At 42.5% G+C, this 22,866-nt stretch carries 22 protein-coding genes; 15 read left to right on the top strand and 7 right to left on the bottom strand.

Annotated features, from left to right (window positions below):
• The first annotated feature begins 138 nt into the window (after positions 1-138).
• Positions 139-921, top strand: a complete 783-nt coding sequence (locus P2G54_RS01785) for an undecaprenyl-diphosphate phosphatase (RefSeq protein ID WP_275867612.1) — start codon at positions 139-141, stop codon at positions 919-921.
• A 62-nt stretch (positions 922-983) separates the two neighbouring features.
• Here the strand turns inward: P2G54_RS01785 and P2G54_RS01780 are convergent, their stop codons facing one another.
• The 3 genes from P2G54_RS01780 to mfd all read right to left on the bottom strand — a co-directional run bounded on the left by P2G54_RS01780 (position 984) and on the right by mfd (position 8,446).
• Positions 984-3,419 carry a prolyl oligopeptidase family serine peptidase gene (locus P2G54_RS01780; RefSeq protein ID WP_275867611.1) on the bottom strand — a complete coding sequence of 812 codons (2,436 nt, stop codon included), beginning with the start codon at positions 3,417-3,419 and terminating at the stop codon, positions 984-986.
• A 270-nt stretch (positions 3,420-3,689) separates the two neighbouring features.
• Positions 3,690-4,913 (bottom strand): gliding motility lipoprotein GldJ, encoded by a 1,224-nt coding sequence (gene gldJ, locus P2G54_RS01775; protein ID WP_275867609.1) that lies wholly within the window; start codon positions 4,911-4,913, stop codon positions 3,690-3,692.
• Positions 4,914-5,092: 179 nt separating this feature from the next.
• The gene (gene mfd / locus P2G54_RS01770; RefSeq protein WP_275867608.1) at positions 5,093-8,446 is read right to left on the bottom strand and encodes a transcription-repair coupling factor; all 3,354 of its coding nucleotides are present in this window, start codon (positions 8,444-8,446) and stop codon (positions 5,093-5,095) included.
• A 118-nt stretch (positions 8,447-8,564) separates the two neighbouring features.
• Between mfd and P2G54_RS01765 the strand changes: the two genes are divergently transcribed.
• Together P2G54_RS01765 and P2G54_RS01760 are read left to right on the top strand one after the other, a co-directional pair.
• The gene (locus P2G54_RS01765) at positions 8,565-9,179 is read left to right on the top strand and encodes a cytochrome c oxidase subunit 3 (protein WP_275867606.1); all 615 of its coding nucleotides are present in this window, start codon (positions 8,565-8,567) and stop codon (positions 9,177-9,179) included.
• 4 nt (positions 9,180-9,183) lie between these two features.
• The gene (locus P2G54_RS01760; RefSeq protein WP_275867604.1) at positions 9,184-9,633 is read left to right on the top strand and encodes a hypothetical protein; all 450 of its coding nucleotides are present in this window, start codon (positions 9,184-9,186) and stop codon (positions 9,631-9,633) included.
• Here the strand turns inward: P2G54_RS01760 and P2G54_RS01755 are convergent.
• Positions 9,621-10,094, bottom strand: a complete 474-nt coding sequence (locus P2G54_RS01755; protein WP_275867602.1) for a transcriptional repressor — start codon at positions 10,092-10,094, stop codon at positions 9,621-9,623. The two genes, P2G54_RS01760 and P2G54_RS01755, sit on opposite strands and share 13 nt — an antisense overlap.
• 201 nt (positions 10,095-10,295) lie before the next feature.
• Between P2G54_RS01755 and P2G54_RS01750 the strand changes: the two genes are divergently transcribed.
• The 4 genes from P2G54_RS01750 to P2G54_RS01735 all read left to right on the top strand — a co-directional run bounded on the left by P2G54_RS01750 (position 10,296) and on the right by P2G54_RS01735 (position 13,503).
• Complete coding sequence (locus P2G54_RS01750; RefSeq protein WP_275867600.1) at positions 10,296-11,549, top strand: aspartyl protease family protein; 1,254 nt, start codon at positions 10,296-10,298, stop codon at positions 11,547-11,549.
• A 116-nt stretch (positions 11,550-11,665) separates the two neighbouring features.
• Positions 11,666-12,256 (top strand): LemA family protein, encoded by a 591-nt coding sequence (locus P2G54_RS01745; protein WP_275867598.1) that lies wholly within the window; start codon positions 11,666-11,668, stop codon positions 12,254-12,256.
• 10 nt (positions 12,257-12,266) lie between these two features.
• Positions 12,267-12,704: a TPM domain-containing protein gene (locus P2G54_RS01740; RefSeq protein WP_275867596.1), complete on the top strand. Its 438-nt coding sequence runs from the start codon at positions 12,267-12,269 to the stop codon at positions 12,702-12,704.
• Positions 12,682-13,503: a TPM domain-containing protein gene (locus P2G54_RS01735; protein WP_275867594.1), complete on the top strand. Its 822-nt coding sequence runs from the start codon at positions 12,682-12,684 to the stop codon at positions 13,501-13,503. Before P2G54_RS01740 ends, P2G54_RS01735 begins: the two co-directional genes overlap by 23 nt.
• A 99-nt stretch (positions 13,504-13,602) precedes the next feature.
• Here the strand turns inward: P2G54_RS01735 and P2G54_RS01730 are convergent, their stop codons facing one another.
• Positions 13,603-14,025, bottom strand: a complete 423-nt coding sequence (locus P2G54_RS01730; protein ID WP_275867592.1) for a nucleoside-diphosphate kinase — start codon at positions 14,023-14,025, stop codon at positions 13,603-13,605.
• A 186-nt stretch (positions 14,026-14,211) separates the two neighbouring features.
• Between P2G54_RS01730 and P2G54_RS01725 the strand changes: the two genes are divergently transcribed.
• Genes P2G54_RS01725 through P2G54_RS01710 form a run of 4 tightly spaced genes read left to right on the top strand, consistent with a single transcriptional unit; the run spans position 14,212 to position 17,366 of the window.
• Positions 14,212-15,246, top strand: a complete 1,035-nt coding sequence (locus P2G54_RS01725) for a bifunctional oligoribonuclease/PAP phosphatase NrnA (protein ID WP_275867590.1) — start codon at positions 14,212-14,214, stop codon at positions 15,244-15,246.
• Between the two features lie 37 nt (positions 15,247-15,283).
• Positions 15,284-16,210 carry an FKBP-type peptidyl-prolyl cis-trans isomerase gene (locus P2G54_RS01720; protein ID WP_275867587.1) on the top strand — a complete coding sequence of 309 codons (927 nt, stop codon included), beginning with the start codon at positions 15,284-15,286 and terminating at the stop codon, positions 16,208-16,210.
• 44 nt (positions 16,211-16,254) lie between these two features.
• Entirely contained in the window at positions 16,255-16,809 is a 555-nt protein-coding gene (locus P2G54_RS01715) for an FKBP-type peptidyl-prolyl cis-trans isomerase (RefSeq protein WP_275867584.1), read from the top strand.
• Positions 16,810-16,814: 5 nt separating this feature from the next.
• Positions 16,815-17,366: an FKBP-type peptidyl-prolyl cis-trans isomerase gene (locus tag P2G54_RS01710; protein ID WP_275867582.1), complete on the top strand. Its 552-nt coding sequence runs from the start codon at positions 16,815-16,817 to the stop codon at positions 17,364-17,366.
• A 9-nt stretch (positions 17,367-17,375) separates the two neighbouring features.
• Here the strand turns inward: P2G54_RS01710 and P2G54_RS01705 are convergent, their stop codons facing one another.
• Positions 17,376-17,975, bottom strand: a complete 600-nt coding sequence (locus P2G54_RS01705) for an NnrU family protein (RefSeq protein WP_275867579.1) — start codon at positions 17,973-17,975, stop codon at positions 17,376-17,378.
• Between the two features lie 33 nt (positions 17,976-18,008).
• Between P2G54_RS01705 and P2G54_RS01700 the strand changes: the two genes are divergently transcribed.
• On the top strand, positions 18,009-19,217 hold the full coding sequence (locus P2G54_RS01700; RefSeq protein WP_275867577.1) for an NAD(P)-dependent oxidoreductase: 1,209 nt from the start codon (positions 18,009-18,011) through the stop codon (positions 19,215-19,217).
• Entirely contained in the window at positions 19,210-19,875 is a 666-nt protein-coding gene (deoC, locus tag P2G54_RS01695) for a deoxyribose-phosphate aldolase (RefSeq protein WP_275867574.1), read from the top strand. The genes P2G54_RS01700 and deoC overlap by 8 nt, the downstream gene beginning before the upstream one ends.
• On the opposite strand, the gene P2G54_RS01690 is transcribed toward deoC, so the two are convergent.
• Positions 19,872-20,990 carry a Na/Pi symporter gene (locus P2G54_RS01690; RefSeq protein WP_275867572.1) on the bottom strand — a complete coding sequence of 373 codons (1,119 nt, stop codon included), beginning with the start codon at positions 20,988-20,990 and terminating at the stop codon, positions 19,872-19,874. The two genes, deoC and P2G54_RS01690, sit on opposite strands and share 4 nt — an antisense overlap.
• Before the next feature lie 241 nt (positions 20,991-21,231).
• Here P2G54_RS01690 and P2G54_RS01685 point away from each other — a divergent pair, with 241 nt between their 5' ends.
• Both P2G54_RS01685 and P2G54_RS01680 read left to right on the top strand, forming a co-directional pair.
• Positions 21,232-22,365, top strand: a complete 1,134-nt coding sequence (locus tag P2G54_RS01685; protein WP_275867570.1) for a hypothetical protein — start codon at positions 21,232-21,234, stop codon at positions 22,363-22,365.
• Positions 22,366-22,809, top strand: coding sequence for a nucleoside deaminase (locus tag P2G54_RS01680; RefSeq protein ID WP_275867567.1), 444 nt, complete (start codon positions 22,366-22,368; stop codon positions 22,807-22,809).
• Positions 22,810-22,866 lie beyond the last annotated feature (57 nt).

Genomic DNA, 22,866 nt, shown 5'->3' with positions numbered 1-22,866 from the left:
TGTCGTGAAGTTTAGTTTAAAGAAAAGAAAAAAATCCAAACGGCACGCTAAATCCTGAAAAATCTGGTATAATTCCAATTCCCACAACGGGCATCCGGATAGGATTATTAGTTTTGCTACCTAGTTAAAAAATACAGAATGACTCTTTTTCAATCCATCATCATTGCCATTATTGAAGGACTCACCGAGTTTTTACCCATTTCCTCGACAGGCCACATGATTTTGGCATCTGCCGCCATGGGAATTCATGACGATGAATTCGTCAAAACCTTTGAAGTATTCATCCAGCTCGGGGCCATATTGGCGATAGCCCTGATGTACATTAAGCGGTTTTTCAGGGGCTTGAAAATCTATTTCAAATTGTTGGCAGCTTTTATTCCTACTGCCATCGTGGGATTGTTGGCCTATGATTTTATCAAAGGGTATCTATTTAATCCCATTGTAGTTTCAGTGTCCCTGATAGTAGGTGGAGTGATCCTTATTCTAATAGACAAAAAGGTGGTCAGCAGGGAGTCTAACTTATCTGAGGTAGAAGACCTTTCCTACAAAAACGCTTTCTTCATAGGGCTCTGCCAATGCCTTTCCATGGTTCCAGGAACTTCCAGAGCGGCTGCAACTATTATCGGTGGGGTATTCAATGGGCTGGACAAAAAACAGGCTACAGAATTCTCCTTTCTTTTGGCAGTCCCTACTATGATGGCAGCAGGAGGCTACGACTTGATCAAATCCGATTTGGCCTTTACCCAGGATCAATTGGTTTTATTGGCAATAGGCTCTGGGGTGGCTTTTATTTCAGCCTGGTTCGCCGTCAAACTTTTTCTAAAATTTGTCTCTAGCCATGGCTTTAAGGCATTTGGCTACTACAGAATTGTCCTCGGAGTTTTGTTTTTGATCTTGATGTGGGGAACAGATTTGGGATAAAATCCAAAAAGAAACCCCGTCCAAATCTAATTATTGGACGGGGTGTTTTCTCCTCATTTTAATTATTTCGAGGTATCAATTTTATTCCTATTCTTCACGAATTTCTCCAACCAAGTATCCATTTCATAAAGGGTATGCAAGATGGATTCCTTGGCCGCATAGCCATGGCTTTCATGAGGAAGAAAGACCAATCTGGCAGTTGCCCCATGGCCTTTCAAGGCATTGTAATAACGCTCTGACTGAATAGGAAAAGTCCCTGAATTATTATCTGCCTGTCCGTGGATCAGGAGAATAGGAGTCTCCACTTTATGTGCAAATGAGAATGGGGACATATTGAAGTAAACTTCCGGAGCTTCCCAATAGGTGCGTTGCTCATACTGGAATCCAAATGGAGTCAAGGTTCGGTTGTAAGCCCCACTCCTTGCAATTCCTGCAGCAAAAAGATTCGTATGCGAAAGAAGGTTTGCAGTCATGAAAGCTCCATAGGAATGTCCGCCAACACCAATCCGCATTCTGTCTCCGATTCCCATTTCCACTATTTTGTCGATGGCAGCTTCTGCATTGGCTACCAGCTGTTCTATGAAATAGTCGTTGGGCTCTTTGTCTCCTTCACCTACAATTGGCATTTCCGTTTGATCCATAATCGCATAGCCCTGGGTTACCCAATAGATCGGAGAACCCCAACTCAATCTGGTAAATGCATACTTGGAGCCTCTAACTTGGGCTGCCACTGCTGCTGACTTGTATTCTCTAGGATAAGCCCACATCAATACGGGTAATGGACCGTCTTTAGCAGGATCATAACCCGCAGGCGTATAGATCACAGCAGAAAGATTCAGGCCGTCTTTTCTTTTGTAGGTAACCAGCTGTTTTTGGATACCCTTTAGCCCCTCATAAGGATGGGCAAATTCCGTAATTTGCTGCGGGGCAATTCTCTTTTTCGTATTAACTAACCAGTAATTTGGTTGAATATCTGTGCTTTCCTTAAGCGTAATGAACTCATTTCCATTTTCGTCCAATACCTTCACCACTCGCTCGTAATACGGAGCCTGCGATCTCCAAAGGATTTCTTGCTCTTTGGTTTTTGTATTGAAAGTAGAAAGGAAAGGCATGTTTCCCTCTGGAGAGCCTCCCGGGCTGGTCATGAAAATCAAATCCCCTTTTCGCATCAACACATTTCTTCCATACTCATTTTCCTTATAAAGCGGATCTCCCGGATCATTGTACAAGTCATCGGAGGAACGATCAATGATCACTTGCTTGGGCTGAGCAGGATTGGAAGGATTGATAATCGAACGGACCTCTTTTCTGGATCCAGACCAACGTTCATTTAAGATGGCAAATTGATCATCCGACCAAGCGATCCCAGCAAAACGGTAAGCTGTACTAGCCAGTTTCTTCTTTTGGGAAGTAAATGGTGCATCCAAGGTGTAGACAATTTCTCTTTCCTCGATCTCCACTCTGGCATCTCCACCATCCTGAGCCTCTACCCAATACAACATGGAAGGCTTATCGGCTCTCCAATTGATATTTCTGGGCCCTGTCACAGTCGCATCGAAACCTGTAGGACGGTTTTCATCCAATGGAATCTGAGCCAAGGTTTTTACTTTGTTCCCGTCCTTTGACCAAATCTCTACGTCATAAGGGAACCTAGACGCGGGAACCAGATAAGAAAAAGGCTTTTTGATAAGGTCAACTAGGATATAGGATCCGTCTGGAGAGAGGTCGAAAGACTTGATCATTCCATTAGGCCCTATAGACTTTTTGTTTCCGTCCAGACTAACCAACATCAACTGAGAGTCCATGAAGTAGGCGAATAAAGCCTCATCATATGGGTTTTCAAGCAAATCCTGATAGGTTCTGCTTGGGGCAGCATCTCCGCTAGTTTCCTGAACAATTGGGCCTGAAGGAGCAGTTGGTCTTTTGGGAATTTCCCCTCGGGAAGGATTCACGGCTTTCACCAAAAGTTGATTTTCCGGAGTCCAAACCAAAGCATTTCCATACACCTCATTCACAATTCCATCTGTAAGCTTTCTGGCCTCAAAAGTGCCCAAATCCACTACCCAAAGGCTGATTCCATCTGATTCCTTATTGGTAAAGGCCAAGTATTTTTCATCTTTAGAAAGGGAAAAACCTCCCATAGAAGGTTTTTCAGGCAAGCCCTTAATCAGGATTTCTTGTCCACTATGGGTCATTTTGATCTTGACATTTTCAACTCCTCGGCTTCTGCTAGGACCTGAGATTGCAGGATTGATCCGAAGTCCGGCAATCCTTAGTTCAGGCTGGGACAATTCTTCTATCGACGGATTATCTGCACTTTCCAGAAGCAACATCCAGTCTCCGTTTTCGGAAAATCGCACCGTTGGAGTACTCGGAGCATTGACCAAGTCCGCAATGGCCTGGGGAGGAGTTTGGTAGGTGGTTTGGGAAAATGCCTGAAAAATAAATCCAAAACATACCAACCAAAGGTGATTTTGAAGTTTTCGTTTGAGGTTCATATTCAATTTTCTTGATTTTAATTAAAGTTACACAGGGAAATTCAGGTAGTTATCAAAATCTCAATTAATGGTAATACTTGGTTATTAAACTCAAAAACTAAGCGTTAGTTGGAACCAGTGCAGACCAAAAAAAGTGGACGTTCTTATGAAGATTCTGTCCAATTTGTAAAAACATTGAATCCCAACTTCTATTATACATAGAAAATCACTTCCTGAAAGAGCAAAAAAAAGCCCCGAAATCCTCGGGGCTATGAAATATTTTTGGCAATCTTATTTTCCAACTTCACCAATTGAAATCATCGCACAGCGGAAACCAATATGGTTGGTGGAAGAATCCTGATGCATAAAGCGTCTAGTCCCTGGAGCCAGCCAATAGGTCACATCTCTCCAGCTTCCTCCTTTATAAACACGCATCTCATCTGTAATAAGAGAGGTTCCGTAATTTTCTTCTTCATCATAAACTCCATCCCTTCTCAATGGATTCAAATCATCTGAATCTTGGTAGGTCAATGGACGATAGATGTCATATACCCATTCATTCATATTTCCAGCCATGTGATACAAGCCAAAATCATTTGGAGCCATATCATACACATTGGTAGGGAGGATTTCCCCGTCATTGGTTTGGTTACCTGCAATACCTGCATAGTCACCCCTGCCTCTCTTGAAGTTAGCAAGGAAATCTCCCTGCTTTCCTTTTCTCTTCACATTATATGGATTTCTTACACCACGACCGTCCCAAGGATAGATACGTCCATATTCCTGATTTTCATCCAAATATTGAGTGCCGATCATTGCTTTTGCTGCATATTCCCACTCAGCCTCACTTGGAAGTCTATAATCTGCCAACGCCACTCCGCGTTCGATCAACTGACTTTTGGTAAAGCTGGAATCAATTCCTCTATCTTCACGGACCAATTCCTGCACATAGTCGGTTCTCCACTTGGCATAGGTATTGGCCTGACTCCAGGAAACACCCGCAACTGGATAGAAATTAAAGCCCGGGAATCTGAAATAATAAGACTGATACATGTCGTTGAAGGACATAGCCCCACTCCAGACTTTTTCTGAAGGCTCCAATTTGGCAAGTGAGTCTGCACTTACCTTCTTTTTCATATCAAATAAGAATTCCCGATAATCGTTATTGGTGATTTCGGTTTCATCCATGTAGAAATTGGCTACAGTCACGGTTCTTTCCAGATTGTCTCTAAAGGCCATTATATCCTCTTCTTGAGAGCCCAATACTGCACGACCTCCCTGAATGAATTTCAAGTTTGGACCTGGAATCTGCTCTGCATTTCTGGCCACATAAAAATTGGTGGAATCATTGTCATCAAAAGAAAACTGTGCTCCCGTGGTGGCACTCTCTTTTCCAGGCTTGTTTGCTGTTCTACGGCCATAGCCCGGAGTTTTATTACATGAGGACAATATAGCTCCTCCTACTATTACCAAAGTGGTTGCCCACATGCCCCAGGATTTGTTACTCAAACGCATATAAAATGGAGTTTAGATCAAATTCAAAATACTAATATAAAACCATTGATTGGTACTTTCCAATCAGAAGTACCAAAGCCAAAACCCTTAAATCCTCAGAAGATGAAGCAAATTGGGAAAATGATACAATTTTATATGTCAAAACTGCAATATTTATGCCAGTTAAAATTTTCAAAAATTTAACTTTCAAGCATAATTTTTAGCCAATTCTGAGCCTTGGAAATGGTAGAAACTTCTGAAACTGTTAGAATTAAACGATTTTTATGTTCTTTTATTTTGAAGTATTTGGAATGGAATTGGGCACTTCGCATGATTTGCTGGAATACCGGAGAGGAATAAAAATCATCTCTCGTAGAAGGCAATAAATAGCACTTCATCTGCCCGTTTTTCAACACGAGTTTTTCTATACCCAGCTTCTCAGCTTTCCATCTCAATCTGACCGTCTCCATCAAGTCTTTGACTTCTTCAGGCAAAGGACCAAATCGGTCATCCAGCATGGAGGAAAACTTCTCAAGTTCCTCCTCATTTTTGAGGGAGTCCAACTTGGAATACAAGCCCAATCTTTCGCTGATGTTATTCACATAATCCTCAGGAATCAATAACTCCAAATCTGTCTCAATTGTACAGTCCTGTACCAAGACCTTGACCTTTTCCTTCAGATCAGTCTCAAATAGGGCAGCAAACTCATTTTCTTTCAACTCCTGAACAGCCTCATCCAGGATTTTATGATACATTTCAAAACCCAAGTCTGTAATAAATCCGCTTTGCTCAGCACCCAAAAGATTCCCCGCACCCCGGATATCCAAATCTTTCATTGCCACTTTAAACCCGTCGCCTAAATCAGAGAACTCCTCCAATGTTTGAAGACGCTTTCTGGCTTCCGGAGTCAACCCTGACATCGGACTGGTCAACAAATAGCAAAATGCCTTCTTGTTGCTTCTCCCTACCCGACCTCTCATTTGATGCAAATCGCTCAGCCCAAACATATGGGCTCTATTGATAATAATGGTATTGGCATTCGGTATATCGAGACCGGATTCGATGATATTGGTGGAAACCAGCACATCGTATTCATGGTTGATAAAATCCACCATGATCTTCTCCAACTTTTTGCCATCCATTTGACCATGTGCACCGACTACTCTAGCATCGGGAACAAGCTTCATAATTAGGTTTGCAATACTATCGATCTCTCCGACGCGGTTGTGTACAAAAAACACCTGACCTCCCCGTCTCAACTCATAGGAAACAGCATCCCGGATCACCTCTTCCTGAAAAGTTTGAACTTCCGTAGTCACAGGCTGTCGATTGGGCGGTGGAGTGGCTATCACCGAAAGATCCCTAGCACCCATCAGAGAAAAATGAAGGGTCCTTGGTATAGGGGTCGCTGTAAGGGTCAGTACATCCACATTGACACGGAGATTTTTCAGCTGGTCTTTAACCTTCACTCCAAACTTCTGCTCCTCGTCAATAATCAGTAAGCCCAAATCTTTAAACTCTATGTCTTTCCCGACGATTTTATGGGTTCCAACCAGAATGTCAATTTCCCCCGACTTGACATCCCGAATGATTTCCTTGATTTCTTTGGCTGTTCTGAAACGGTTGATATAATCTACCCGAACAGGGAAATTTGCAAGTCTTTCCTTGAAGGTTTGGTAATGTTGCATAGCCAAAATGGTCGTTGGTACCAATACAGCTACCTGCTTTCTGTCATTTAGCGCCTTAAATGCAGCACGAATGGCAACTTCCGTTTTCCCAAATCCTACATCTCCGCAAACCAATCGGTCCATTGGGTAGGATTTTTCCATATCCGCTTTGACATCCGATGTGGCCGCTGCCTGATCTGGAGTATCCTCATAGATAAAGGAGCTCTCAAGTTCTACCTGTAAAACCGAATCTTTAGAAAATGCATAGCCGGGAGCAGTCCTCCTCTTGGCATAAAGTGCAATCAGATCCTTGGCTATATCCTTGACCTGTTTCTTCGCTCGTTTCTTTTTATTGTCCCAGTCCGGTGAACCCAATTTGGACATGGCTGGAGCCTGACCTTCTTGCCCAGAATACTTGGAAATTTTATGCAGGGAGTGAATGTTGACATACAACAGATCATCGTCCCTAAAGATCAATCTCACCGCTTCCTGCTTCTTGCCTCCGATCTCTACTTTTTCCAAACCGGCAAAACGGCCTACACCGTAATCTATGTGCACCACATAGTCGCCGGGATGAAGCGCCTTGAGCTCTTTAAGCGTTAAAGCTTTGGATTTGGAAGCCTTTTTTCGGGATTTGTAGCGGTGGAAACGTTCAAAAAGCTGATGATCAGTATAGCATACCAATTTGGTTTTTCTATCCTCAAAGCCCTCCCGAAGACCAAGCAACATGCTTTGAACATGAAGCGTAGGATCTAATTCCTGAAAAATCCCAAGTAATCGATCAATCTGTTTGTCATTCTCTGCAACCAGAATATTGGTGAAGCCCTTCTTTTCATTTTCGGCTAAACTCGACACCAACAGCTCAAAATTCTTGTTAAAAGAGGGCTGAGGCTGGCTGTCCCAAATGAGCTGTCCATTTGGGTGGAGATAAAATTGCCTGCCGAATTCAACCAAAGAAAATTCCTTAACAGCAGCTGAGAAATCTGAGCCCTGCTCAAACAAATCTTCGGGCTTCAAAACCAATTTTGTGTCATTGGTCTTGGCCATGATCAGGTCAAACTCTTTTTGCGCTTTGTGAAAACACTCAGTCATTACGTCAAGAGTGAGCTGGAAGTCCTTGATCCAAATGGTAGTTGAGGTAGGTAGAAAGCCTAGAAATGATTGGCGAACTTCTTGGAAGAGTTCGGTTTGGACGTTCGGGATGAGGGAAATATGATCCATTTCTTCAATGGAAAGCTGAGTTTCCGGATCAAAGCTCCGAATGCTTTCAATTTCCTTTCCAAAAAGCTCCAGCCGGTAAGGCTTGTCATTTGAAAACGAAAACACGTCCAAAATCCCCCCTCTGATGGCAAACTGTCCAGGCTCGTAGACAAAATCCGTCCGCTCAAAATCATAACTGGTCAATACCTCAGACAGAAACTCCATATCCACAGACTCTCCGACTTTGGCGGAAATGGTATTTTCTTTCAGGGCACGCTTGTTGATTACTTTTTCATATAATGCTTCAGGGTAAGTAATCACTATTCCTTTTCCATCCCTTGATTCCAAAACCTCATTTAGGATTTCGGCCCGCATCAGGACATTTGCATTGTCCACCTCCTCATAATGGTAAGGTCGCTTGTAACTGGACGGGAATACCATAAACTCCTCAGTCCCCAACAGACTCTGAAGGTCGGTATTGAGATAGGCTGCTTCCTCCTTATCTTGGGCTATGATCAGGTGAAAGCCTCCGTGGGTTTGGTAAAAGGCACTGAAAATTACCATATCCAAACTCCCAGAAAGCCCTTTGATTTGGTATATTTTTTTCCCTTCAGCAGAAATTTCTGTAGCAAGCGTCTGAAAGAAAGGGTCAGATTGATAAATGGAAAGGAATGCCTGGCGATCCAAAGTTTACTCAAGGTTATAATTTGCCTGCGCAATTTAGCGCATTCAGATTTTATCTCTGGGATTTAAATCTTCAAAGTGAATTTGTGAACCTACTGGACTATAAATTGTTTTGCCCTTGATGGAAAGTGAAAAAGAATCCAAAACTTGGCTTAACAAACTGGAGAGCCTGCACCCTTATGAAACCATGCTGTATTTGGGTATGCTCGGAAGTGGGCTGATTTTTTTGTTTTTGACCGTTGCTTTCCTTTTTTCCATTCTAAATCAACTGGAAGGTCTTGGAGGAAGAATCCCTATTTCATTTTTAATTTCTACCTTTTTATTGATGGTTAGCGGTTATTCGGCCACCAAAATGCGCCTGTATTATAATGAGGAAAAAACCCAAAAAATCATCCAATCCTTAAGAAATACGCTGATTTTGGGGACACTCTTCACCCTTTTGCAATTTTTGGGTTGGGTGGAACTTCAATCTATGAATATTGATTTCAGGGGAATTCCAAGTGGAAGCTTTCTATATCTATTGTCAGGAATCCACATTTTTCACCTGTTGGGTGCAATGATCTTTGCCTTTATTCTTTGGATTCAACTAAGGAAAACTAAAAAGGATGGAATCCAGCGTCTGATCGTATTTACCAATCCATTCGAAAAAATGAGAATCCGGCTCTTTACCATTTATTGGCAATTCATGGATGGAATCTGGCTTATCCTGTTTTTGCTTTTTGTACTAAGCTTTTGATACAATGAGAATCGCTCTTCAAACCCATGTCGAAAAATCACTCCCTAAGGTAAAGGAAGGCTTTAATGAGTCCCTTTTCAAACGGCTCAGTCCACCTTTTCCCCCAGTTAAAATACTCAGGTTTGATGGATCCAGAACTGGTGACTTGGTCTCCTTGGAATTGAATTTTCTTCTTTTTAAGCAGATATGGACCAGTAAAATCACAGAAGATGAAAGCAAGGAGTCGGAGTTTTATTTTATTGACGAAGGCATTGAATTACCCTTCTTTCTCAAAAAATGGAGACACAAACACAGAATTATCCAATCTGAAACGGGAACCTTGATCCGGGATGAAATAGATTTTGAGGCTCCCTTTTCCCTGATGACCCTTTTGCTTTATCCAGCTCTCTTATTGCAGTTTCTTTACCGGAAGCCTATTTACCGAAAAATCTTTAAAGAAGGTCAGGACAACTGATTCAGGTTTTCACAGTTTTCAATCTGGCAATCTCCATAAAGTACCAAAGAATGGGATTGGATAGCAGATTGAAATTCCTTCCCTATAGCCTCTTTGATCTCATTTATTTTGGGATCTGAAAACTCCCTGATTTTTCGACATTGATTGCAGACATGGTGGTCATGATGCTTGTAGGTCAAGGCCTGCTCGTAAAGCGCGACTTTATCCTTGAATTGATGTTTGACGGCAAGTCCACTTTCCACCAGGAGATCAAGGGTATTGTAAATGGTAGCTCGGCTGATAGAATAGCCCTTGTTACGCATGCTAAGGAACAGTCCCTCCACATCCATATGCTCATCTTCGGGGAGTGAGTATAGTTCATCAATCACTGAAAACCGCTCAGGGGTTTTTCTGCTTCCTTGTTTTTGAAGAAAGTTTTCGAAGATTTTCTTAGCCTTTTCTATAAGTGCCTTATCTGCCATTTTTTGGGATTATTCTTAGATTAAAGATGAGTTATTCTTCAATTTCCGCCAAACACATAGAGCAAAGCTGGGTTATTTGATATCAGTCTAATTAAAATTTTATACCCGGATTGAAACCTTGAGGCCTGTCTGTCAAGTTATAAGTATAGAATAAAGTCTAAAAATTAGGTAACTTATTCAATGCACCCTTCACCTAAATAAATGCTCAATAAAACAGCACTAGTAATACTTCTTTTGATAATAAATCTAACCTGGGCACTGGCTCAGGTACCGGGATTTTTTATGAAAGAAGACAAACGGAGGGTCACCATCCCATTTTTAGCATCCAACAGCCTAATCATTCTTCCTGTATCAATAAACGGCAATTATCCTATCAACTTCTTAGTGGACACAGGTGTGCGGTCCAATATTCTCTTTAGCAAAAACCTAGGAGATGCCATGGGACTTGAATACAGCAGACGCATCAACCTTCTTGGCGCGGATGGAAGCGAAGAACTTATGGCTTCCATTTCCCCGATTAACCATCTGGATCTGGGACCTGTCGAGGGAAGGCTTCAAAGTTTATTGGTATTGGAAGAGGATTTTCTGGAGCTTGAATCGGTGATAGGGGTTCCTATCTATGGGATCATCGGTTATGAATTTTTCAAATTCAACCCAGTCAAAATCAACTATGATGAAGGGAAAATGGATTTTTACAGTCCTGAGGCAATAAAATGGGCTCCTCCTTTTTACAAAAAGCTTCCCATGACTGTGGAAAACGGAAAACCTTACATTCTTGCGAAAATCAAGCAAAAAGAAGGGGCAAGCTTAAATTCCAAACTCCTGATAGATACAGGTGCAAATCATGGATTGTTGCTCAATCGAGAAACCAGCACAGATATTAAACTCCCCCCTCTTTTTTTGGAAACTGAATTGGGACAAAGTCTAGGAGGAGTCTTATATGGATTGATAGGACGGGTGGATGCGCTGAAAATCGGGGGACTTAAGCTACAGCAAGTCCTTACTTCCTACCCGGAAGAAACCGCCTTCAGCCACATCATTTTGGAAACCGGCAGATTGGGTAGTTTGGGTTCAGAGATTCTCGGACGAACCAGAATGATTTTGGACTACCCTAGGGGCAGAGCTTTGATGAAAAGGGGGGAAGGTTTTTATGCTCCATTCCAATTTGACATGAGCGGAGTAGTGATCAAAAAAATCCCAACGGACGAAACCAGATTTTATATTGGAATGGTACGGCCCGGATCTCCGGCATACAAAGCAGGAATTAAGCAATTTGACGAAATCCTCAAGGTCAATAAAATCCCTGCCGAACTTTGGGATCTTTCTGACATGATCAAGTTGCTCAAATCCGAGGAAGGAAAAGAAATACAGTTTGAACTCAGAAGGTACTTCGATGAAACGCTCACTACCTATGAAGATCTAAAAATCATGATCGAACTGAAACGTCAAATTTAGAACGAAAGGGCTCCAAACTGATAAAATTGCCTACTTTTGGACTAAGCAAATGAGAAAAAACAACTTCTCCTTACATAATCCGTCAGTATTCAGAATTAGAAAACCAACGAATAAAAATGAAAAAATTATTAATCCCGATTTTAATCCTGGCCGTGGTCGGAATCTTTATCTACACTAAAGCGGTGGGTACTTACAATCAATTTGTACAGACCGAAGAACAGGTAAATGGACAATGGGCTGAAGTTGAGACCCAATATCAGCGAAGAGCTGACCTAATTCCCAACTTGGTCAACACGGTGAAGGGTTATGCGGACTTTGAGCAGGAGACCCTAACTGGAGTTGTAGAAGCTAGAGCTAAGGCTACTTCCATGACTTTGGATCCTACCAACTTGACACCTGAAAATATCCAGCAGTTTCAGCAGGCCCAAGATCAGCTTTCTGGAGCCTTAAGCAGATTGTTGGTCACTGTAGAGCGCTATCCTGATCTCAAGGCAAACCAAAACTTCCTGGAGCTTCAGGCTCAACTGGAAGGAACAGAAAATAGAATTGCGGTAGCCCGTAGAAATTTCAATGAATCGGTGGTCTCCTATAACACCAACTTAAGAACCTTCCCAAACAATATTTTCGCGGGCTGGTATGGCTTTGAGACCAAAGGAACCTTCACTGCTGCTGCTGGAGCTGAAAATGCCCCAACCGTACAATTTTAATTCTTAAGCTATGGCTGAGAAATTATTCTCCTCTGCAGAGCGGGAGCGAATTGTGGATGCCATCCGCTCTGCAGAAACTTCCACTTCAGGTGAAATCCAAGTCCACATCGAATCACACTGTAAAGGTGAGGTTCTTGACAGGGCTGCGGAGGTCTTCGAAACCCTAAAAATGTACCAGACTAAGGACAGAAACGGGGTCTTGTTTTATTTGGCAGTCCTGGATCACCGCTTTGCCATCCTTGGAGACGCAGGAATAAATCAGGTGGTACCCGAAAATTTTTGGGAAAACATCAAAAACCATATGGCAGGCCTATTTAAACAAGGCTTATTCACCCAGGGTCTGATGGAAGGGATCAAAATGGCTGGTGAACAGCTTGCTGATCATTTCCCCTATCAAAAAGACACCGACCAAAACGAACTTTCTGATGAGATTTCATTTGGAAAATAAAATCCATACCCTACTTCTAAGCCTTCTGTTCATTTGGGGAAGCTCCGCTCTCTTTGCGCAGGATTTTCCCCCGGTCCCCAACCCCCCACGTCTGGTAAATGATTACACGGGAACCCTATCGGCACAAGAAGCCAATAGATTAGAGCAAAAACTGGTGGCCTACAGTGACAGTACCTCTACCCAGATTGCCATTGTACTAATGCGGTCTGTAGGTCAATACGATATATCAGACTATGCATTCCAATTGGGAGACCTATGGGGCATAGGAGGAAAAAATGACAACGGTATCCTGATTCTAGGTGCTATGGAAGACCGTAAAGTTTTTATAGCTACCGGTTATGGAATGGAGGGAGTCGTACCTGATGCTCTGGCAAAACGAATTGTCAGTAATCTGATCATTCCTAATTTTAAAATGGAATCCTACTTCGAAGGTCTGGACCAAGCCACGGATATGATCATCAAATTGGCCTCTGGAGAATACCAAGCTGAGGAAGTCGTTTCGGATGGAAACCAGGGTGGAGGATTTCTGATATTGCTCATCTTCCTCATCCTATTTGTCATATTGCCTCTGATCAAAAACCGAAAAGACAATGACAATCATATGGGAGGCAAAGGAGGAGGAATTGATCTCTGGACTACCATCATGCTAGCAAACATGCTCAAGGGGGGTAACCGTGGAAAATACGGAGACTTTTCTTCAGGTGGTGGAAGCTTTGGCGGATTCGGCGGCGGTGGCGGCGGATTCGGTGGATTCGGAGGAGGAAGCTTTGGCGGAGGAGGTGCCGGTGGAAGCTGGTAAGCTCAACACTCCTTGCATCAAAAACTCCATCCCTTGGCTAAACACAAAAAAAGCGCCCATTTGGGCGCTTTTCTTTTATTTTGACCAGTAATCCTGAAATTAGATTACACGCTCAGTTTGAGAGAAATAAAAATTTCCTTCAATCGCAGCGTTTTCGTCAGAGTCAGATCCGTGAACAGCATTTGCTTCGATTGACTTCGCAAAAATCTTACGGATGGTACCTTCAGCAGCATTTGCAGGATTTGTAGCTCCGATCAACGTTCTGAAATCTTCCACAGCATTATCTTTTTCAAGAATAGCGGCAATGATCGGTCCAGAGGACATATATGCACAAAGATCCGCATAGAAAGGTCTTTCTTTGTGAACTTCGTAAAATTTACCTGCCAATTCCGGAGTAAGTCGAGTTGCTTTCATAGCCACAATCTTAAAGCCTGCCTCTTCAATCATTTTCAGGATTGCTCCTGAATTTCCAGCCTCGAATGCATCAGGCTTGATCATGGTGAATGTTCTGTTTCCTGCCATTAGTTTTTGAGTTTACATTGGTTTAATTCGGGCGCAAAAATAGAGATTTTGCCTGCATTATCCGAAAAATCTCCCCGAATTATATTCTATTTAATTCATTTTCAATGAAATGCCTGAATTGGGAATTGTCAAAAAAATCCTGACCTTTGCGGACTACTAGTGCCTAAGTGCCGTTGATTATATAAAATGGAAGCATTAGCCTCATTTAAAAAAGAACTATCATCCCCCAAAAAAATATTCATCACCACCCATGTTAAACCTGACGCTGACGCGCTGGGTTCTTCTTTGGGTCTCGCTAACTACCTGATCAAAAAAGGGCATGAAGTGACCGTGGTGACCCCATCCGATTATCCTTCCTTTCTGTACTGGATGGAAGGAAACGACTCGGTATTGGATTTCACCAAACAAGAGGATCATGAACTTGCCAAAAAAGCACTGAAAAATGCCGAGATGATTTTTTGTCTTGATTTTTCAGTACTCGGTAGGGTGGATGAACTTGGGGAATTGATCCGTCAGTCGGAAGCCTATATCGTCAATATAGACCACCACCAGGACCCGGAAGATTTCGCAGACTTCCGCTATTGGAGTACTGAAGCAGCCGCCACCTGTGAGTTGGTCTATGAGCTGATTGTGGAACTCGGAGACAAAAACCTGATCGACAAAGCAACAGCCGAATGCCTGTATGCGGGGATCATGACCGATACCGGAGGTTTCAGACACCCCAATACCACCAAAAACGTCCATTTGGTGGTAGCCGAACTCCTAGAACTCGGAGCAAACGCCTCCCAAATCGCCAACTGGATCTACGACTCCAACTCTGTCAACAGACTCAAGTTCATTGGATTTGCCATCAGCCGAAGATTGATTGTCCGTGAAGACATCCATACAGCCTATTTTGCGATCAGCAAAAAAGATCTTAAAAAATATCAAAGCCGTACTGGAGACACTGAAGGATTGGTCAATTATGCATTATCTTTGGATGGCATCAAGCTGGCTGCCTTATTCTCTGAGCGAGAGGACGGGATCAAAATTTCCTTCCGTTCCTCCCCAGAAGTAGCGGTTAACAAATTTGCTGCGTCTTACTTCAACGGAGGTGGACATAAAAATGCAGCAGGTGGAAAATCGGAAAGCAGTCTAAAGGAAACCCTTGAAAAATTTGAATCCTTGGTCGAAAAAAACCAAGAGGAATTATTTCATCATGAGGCCCTGTCAGCAGATTGACCGAAACAAAAAACACTTGAAAATTCATCTAACCTTTATGAAAAACCCTAAGAGCCTTTTGGCTATCCTCGCTATTATGCTTGGAACCAGCGTAATTTCCTCTTGTCAGAAAACCAAGGTGACTGCCAAAGACGGGATTGAGTACACTTATATCAAAGAAGGAAGCGAAAAAGCTCCTAACGGAGACTATTTACTATACCATCTTGAAATTAAAACTGCAAATGACTCTGTTATCTACTCCACCGTGGATCAACCATTCCCAGGTTATTTAATGGCCAACGATTCCCTCCCTGCAAATAATGGCATGGACGAAATCTTCTTGGGTTTGAAAAAAGGAGACAGCATTGCATTTGAATCAACGGCCAAAATCATTTTTGGTCCTAATTTCCCTGCATTTCTCAACGAAGACGATGTGGTAAAGGTCAACCTCGGTGCATTCGAAATCATGGATGAGATGGCCATGCAGGACTTTTACACCAAAACCCTGGAAGCTGAAAATGTAAAAAGGGCAGAAAGAGCCAAGGTATTGGTAGTGGAAGAAGGCCAAAAAATTGAAGAATATGCGGCTGAAAAAGGACTGGATGTTCAGAAAACAGAAAATGGTCTATACTATGTGATCGAAGCAGAAGGAACTGGAGATGCAATCAGCCCAGGAACCACTATGTATGTTAACTATGCAGGTTACCTTCTTGACGGAACACTTTTCGATACTTCTTATGAAGAAATTGCCAAAGAAAACAACATCTATAATCCTCAGCGCCCTTACGAACCACTTCCTGTAAATGTAGGAATGGGTCAGGTTATTCCAGGCTGGGACGAGGGATTGATGCTGTTGAAAAAAGGCTCAAAGGCTAAGTTTTTGATCCCTTCTCCATTGGCATACGGAGAAAACGGTGCTGGAGGATTGATCGGACCAAACTCCATTTTGATTTTTGACGTTGAAGTGACGGACGTTCAAAAATAAACCGGACTGGAATTCATCTACAGTAACATACTAAACCAAATGCTATGAAATTCAGATTCTTTCCACTCATGACACTCCTAATGGGATTTGCGATCTTCTTCACTTCCTGTATTGATAATCAGGCCACAGAGGAGATTTTATTTCAAAAGGACTTGGAGGCCATTCAGGAATATTTGGATGCCAACCCAATCACAAGTGTAAAGGCAATCAATGATGAATATACCGGAATCCGGATTTTCTGGCAGGAGGTTTCCAATAGTGGGATCAAAATTGTGGATGGAGATACAGCCAGAGTGAATTACACAGGAAAGTTGCTGACCAATCGAGTTTTTGATACCTCCATAGAATCGGTAGCAAAAGCCAACAACATCTTTTCCGAAAACAGAAATTATATCCCTTTAAAGTTCCGTCTCGGAAACAGAAGCCTGATCCCAGGTTTTGAATACGGGGTAGCCCAAATGGAACAAGGGGATAAGATTACCATCATAATGCCTTCCTTGTATGGCTACGGAAGTTCTGCAGCGGGAGATATCCCTGCGAACTCCCCTCTCATCTTTGAATTAGACTTGATTCAGGTCATCGACGGACCTACGCAATGACACCAATGAAAAAGCTTTATTCTGGAATAGTTCTTCTTTCTCTATTAGTGTTTGCCTCCTGCGAACCTAACAACCCATTTAATGTAGGACCGGTCTATGATGTAGAAGGGAATCTGGCAATTGATCGGGTGAAAATCGATGATTATCTGGAGACAGCAGAAATTGACAGTCTTTACAGAATCCACGACCCAAGTGGCGTGGTAGTTATCGTACAAGAGGAAGGAGTGGGAACTCGTCCCTCCAACGGAACAGTAGTCTATGCCGATTATACAGGATCCTTAATCAGTGATGGTTCCGTATTCGATACGAGCATCGAATCCATAGCCAGAGACAACGACATTTTCCAAGAGAACAGGGACTACATCACATTTAGCTTTGTGATTGGGTCAGGCTCGGTCATTCAGGGTTGGGAAATTGGGTTCAGAAGACTAAGACCCGGATCTAAAGCTGTGATCATTGTCCCGTCTCCGTATGGGTATAGAGATCAAACCAGCAATGAAGATATTCCCGCCAACTCAGTCTTACGGTTTGACGTGGACTTCAAAGGAATCGATTAAAAATGGGGCTTAGGCCCCATTTTTCTTTGATAGCCTTGGAAAAAAAGAAGGTACTGTTTTTTGATATGTTCGATAAGTCTCCCCAAACACCTCAATCAGGTTTTGCTCTTCAAAATAAATCCCAACAGGAAGGTAAAGGATCAAGCAAGCCAAATGTACAAAAGCACTAATGGTACCTGCCACCAAAAAATAACCCCCAAATAGCAACAAAAGAGAAAAATAAAGAGGATGTCTTGTACGTGCATACCAGCCGGAGGTGTTTAGAGCCTGCACTGCTTCATTCTCTGCTTCCGGAATTAAGCCCAGAAATTTTTTCCAAGAATACGCCTTGCTGCTCTTCACTCCAATAATAGTCCCAATTGCAGCAAACATATATCCAAAATAGGCAATCCATGGGGATGGAGGTAGAATCAATTCTACCGGAATGATTGCCGATTGGACTATAATCCCCAAAAAAAGGAGAAAAGAAAACAAGGAATAGAAAAGCCTGTACCATTTATAGCCCCGACCCAATTTCTCCTTCAGAATTCTTTTTAACTTGGAGGCAGCTAGAAAGCTGTGGAATCCATAGAATATAACCCAACTTAGAGTTAGCAGTAAGTATTCCATTGAAATTTATTATCTGTTAATGGAAGTATTTTTATGAAAATCGGAATTATCCGCGAAGGAAAAAACCCTCCAGACAAACGTACGCCGTTTACCCCGGAACAATTGGAATATTTAACAGAGCATTTGGCTGGAAAAGCCAGCTTCTGTGTTCAGTCCAGCCCAGTCCGAAGTTTTAAAGATGAGGAATTTGAAGAAGCTGGCATACCCGTAATAGAGGATATGTCAGGCTGCGACATCCTCTTTGGCGTTAAGGAGGTGCCAGTTGCGCAACTGATCCCTGACAAGACCTATTTTTTCTTTTCTCATACTATCAAAAAGCAGCCCTACAACCGCGGACTTCTCCAAGCGGTGTTGGATAAAAACATCCGTCTCATCGACTACGAGGTGCTAAAAGATAATTTTGGAAACCGGGTCGTGGCTTTCGGACATTGGGCTGGAGTTGTGGGAGCTTACAATACCCTCTGGGCCTATGGTCAAAAAACTGGCTTGTTTGACCTAAAGAGAGCTCATGAGTGTTTTGATTTGGAGGAAATGAAAAGGGAGCTGAAAAAGGTCCAGCTTCCACCGGTCAAAATCATCATGACAGGATCAGGCAGAGTAGGAAATGGAGCCAAGGAAATCCTCAATTCAATTCCAATCCGAGAGGTTTCCCATGAAAGCTTCCTCCATCAGTACTTTGAAGAGCCGGTGTATGTTGTCCTCCATTCTGAAGATTTCAACAGAAGGAAAACGGATGGGGGATTTGACCGTGAGGAGTTTTACCGACATCCGGACCGCTACGAAAGCCATTTTCTAAAATTTGCCGAAGCGGGGGAAATCCTCATTGGGGCCGCTTATTGGAACCCCAAAGCTCCCCGTCTTTTCGAATTGGAGGATATCTCCTCCGAAGAGTTTGGTATTTCGGTCATTGGGGATATCACCTGCGATATTAATGGATCCATTCCGACGACAATTCGGGCATCGACTATTCACTCCCCTGTTTATGATATTGACCGAAATACTAGAATGGAACTACCGGCTTTTGGAAGTCAATCCAGTATTTCAGTGATGGCAATTGACAACCTTCCCTGCGAACTTCCCAGAGAAGCAAGCCAGGACTTTGGCAACCAGTTGATCAAATGGGTCATTCCAGCTTTGCTAGATGAACCTTCACCAATACTGGAAGGGGGGACTATTGCCAGAGATGGGGACTTAACCCTTGAATTCATGTATTTAAGAGATTACGTATTTCCAAATGAATAAACTAAACAGATATCTGGAATCAACCTTGCTGAAACCAACCATGACTTCCACGGAAGTGGACTTATTGGTTCGGGAAGCCATAGAAGAAGCATTTATAGGTATATGTGTACCACCATTTTGGCTCAAAAAAGTCCATCGGGAAATCAAAGACTTTGACATACAGCTTGTGACTGTCATCGGGTTCCCTTTTGGCTATCAGGATACAGCGACCAAGGTATTTGAAACCAAGGAAGCCATCAGTCATGGTGCGGATGAGTTGGACTTGGTTTGGTCACAGACAGCCTATCATTCTGGCATGAACTGGCCAAAAATCGAAATAGCGCAAATCGCCAAAATCTGTCATGAAGAAGAAAGGGTTCTCAAAGTAATCATTGAAACAGCCTATCTCAATGAATCCCAAATCCAGGAAGCCTGCCTTATTTGCCAGGATGCAGGGGCAGATTTCGTAAAAACTTCCACCGGCTATGCAAGTTCGGGAGCTAAAGTCGAGGATATTGCACTGATGCGTAAAACTCTCTCCTCCCATACCGGAATCAAGGCTAGCGGGGGGATCAAAACTTTGGAACTTGCAATTCAACTCATAGAAGCAGGTGCTGATCGAATAGGAACCAGTTCTGCCAAAGCACTCATGGAAGCCTGGAGAAACCAAAATCCCTAGTCATTGCTGAAATAAATCAGCAAGAATGGGATAATGAAAAAAGCTAATAAGATATAGGCAAACCCAATCAAACGGGATTCGGCAGATTTTGTCCCCATGTAGAGGGCTAGTTTGACCGGAAGGTTTCTTACCGATGGAATTGAAAGGATTATCAATGCTCCGAAGGTATTAAACAGGAAATGCACAATAGCGAGGGCGATAGCAGCTTCACTTTTATATATGGCTGCAATCGCCGCTGTAATCGTTGTTCCGATATTCGCTCCCACAATAAAAGGGAATACTTTTTTAAGGGATACTTTTTTATTAGCTACCAAAGGAACAATCAGGGAAGTGGTTACCGTGCTGGATTGAACTGCCGCTGTAAAAAACAAACCATAAATTAAAGCCATGACTGTTTTCTTGAAAATCAGGTTGCTAATATCCTTGAAGCTGTCAAGCACAAATGCCTTGTAGACAGAGGATGCTAATAATTTGATGGCGCCAAACACCAAAAACACTGCCATGATAGTGGTCAGGAACGGGATATCTATCACCTCATTGATCCATTCTGTGAGAGGTCTGGTAAATACCTTATGGAATACCACCTCTCCTTCAAAATCAGCATTTGGAGCAAAAATATGTGCAAAAAACACAGCCAACTTGGATAGTATCCTGAAATACAGCTCCAGTGGAAGTAGTATAAGCACGGTCAGGATATTGAAAATATCATGCAAAATCCCTGCAGAAAGCGCCCTCTTAAAGGCCTTCTTCTTCATAATATAGGAGAAGGAAACCAAGGTGGAGGTCAGGGTAGTACCCACATTGGCTCCCATGACCAACGGAACCGCCTGCTCAAGAGTCATGCTTCCTGAGGCCACAACTGCCACCACACTGGCTGTTACAGTAGAGCTGCTTTGTATCAAAGCAGTCATCAGTAATCCAATGAAGAGACTGACAAAGGGGTTTTTTGTCGCAAGAAACAGATCTTTTGCAACAGAATTGTTGAGCTGGCTCATCGAAACGGTCAGCAAGTCAATTGCAAAAATAAAAAGCAGAAAAGCGACCAACATGTAGAGATAGCTTTTCCCTTTATTTCCTTGCTTCAGTTCTGGCTCCTGATTTTCCCAGCTTTCCATTCGTCGATTTTACAAAGTTTTAGCCTTGGATCAACTCCAACTATTTATCCTATTGACTTGAACGTGATGGGCTGAGATTCCAAATTATTCTCAAAATTATCAACAAAAGTTGAAATTTTTTTGCGATTTCCAAGTCGTTTTGAGTGTGGATAAGTAGGATTTATCTTTACTTAACAATTTGTTAACATAAGTAAGCAAAATAACTTCCTTAATTTTGCCCTCTGATCCATAAGCCCTTACCATGGCCAAAAAAAACATAGACCAGAATATCAACCAGGAAAAGCTATCAAAGACCGCTTATTCCCTCTTCGACTTTACTAAGAAGGAAAAGCCATTCCTGATTATCATTTCTATTCTGATTTCTATAGCTGCAATCATCACACCATACACCTATCCGGCAATGTGGTTTGGTTTTGCATTGGCAGCATATTCAGCAATCGCAAATGACAGTATTCAAACCATTGGAACTTTCATTGCCTCCAACCAAAATAGAAAATGGTACTACTTATGGCTTTTCATGGGTCTAATATGGGTAGGAACCATTTCATACAGCTGGTTTACTTTAGGCGGTGATGTCAGCTATGAGCGACTTACCACCAAAGGCTTAGAAAAAGCACCGGAAAGCTTTGTCTTCCTACAACTTGCAGCTCCGATTGTTTTATTGATTATGACCAGGCTAAGAATGCCTGTATCTACCACTTTCCTTTTGCTCAATGTCTTCACTTACAAAGCAGGGACTATAGGAGATGTGATGGTTAAAAGTTTCATTGGCTACCTTCTTGCTTTCTCAATAGCAATTGTAGTGTGGTTTGCATTGGAGCGATTTGTAAAGAACTACCTAAAAGGTGAGGCAAAACCTTATTGGTTGGTCCTGCAGTGGGTCACTTCTGGTACACTTTGGTCTGTATGGATCATGCAGGATGCTGCCAATATTGCAGTATTCCTTCCCAGACAGCTCGATACCATTGAATTTATAGTTTACGCTGGATTTGTATTCATTGGACTGGGCTTTCTTTTTTATCTCAAAGGAGACAAAATCCAAGGTATTGTCACGGAAAAAACCAACGTTACGGATGTTCGGGCCGCAACTATCGTTGATTTTGTCTATGCTCTTATCCTTTTCTATTTCAAAATCTACAGCAAAGTACCAATGAGTACAACTTGGGTATTCATCGGCTTGTTGGGAGGTAGAGAATTGGCCATTGCTCTGGGTAAGCATGGAAAAGCCAAAAAGAAAAACGCCTGGAGATACCGCGCTTTTTCACTTGCTGGAAAAGACATTACCAAGGCCTTTATAGGTTTGGTTGTATCCTTGATTCTAGCAGTCATCATCAATGAGGGCGTTAGAAACGAAATCCTGGATTTCTTCCGGTAAATGGAATTGTTTTCTCACGAATACTTCATGAGTGAAGCCCTCAAACAAGCAAAAATAGCTTTTGAGGAGGGCGAAATCCCAGTAGGGGCAGTCATCGTGAGCAACAACAGAATTATTGCAAGGGCTTACAATCAAACAGAGCGTCTTCAGGATGTAACAGCCCATGCCGAAATGGTGGCTATTACCTCTGCGGCAAATTATCTGGGTGCCAAATACCTGCCTGATTGCAAATTATACGTGACACTGGAACCTTGCACCATGTGTGCAGGGGCCCTTTTTTGGTCACAAATAGGAGAAGTACATTTTGGGGCAAGTGATCCTAAAAGAGGCTTTCGCCATACCCATGCTGATATTTTACATCCCAAAACCAAACTTTTTTCCGGGACACTGGCTTCCGAATCGGAGCAACTTTTGTTGGAATTTTTTAAAAAACTCAGAAAATAGGAGGAAATTTAAAATTAGAGAACCTTTTCCCAGATCATTCGGTTTTCTACAAAGATT

Origin of the sequence: Algoriphagus sp. CAU 1675 (assembly GCF_029222925.1) — a bacterium.
Taxonomy (GTDB): domain Bacteria; phylum Bacteroidota; class Bacteroidia; order Cytophagales; family Cyclobacteriaceae; genus Algoriphagus.
This window is presented reverse-complemented; position numbering and strand designations above follow the sequence as displayed.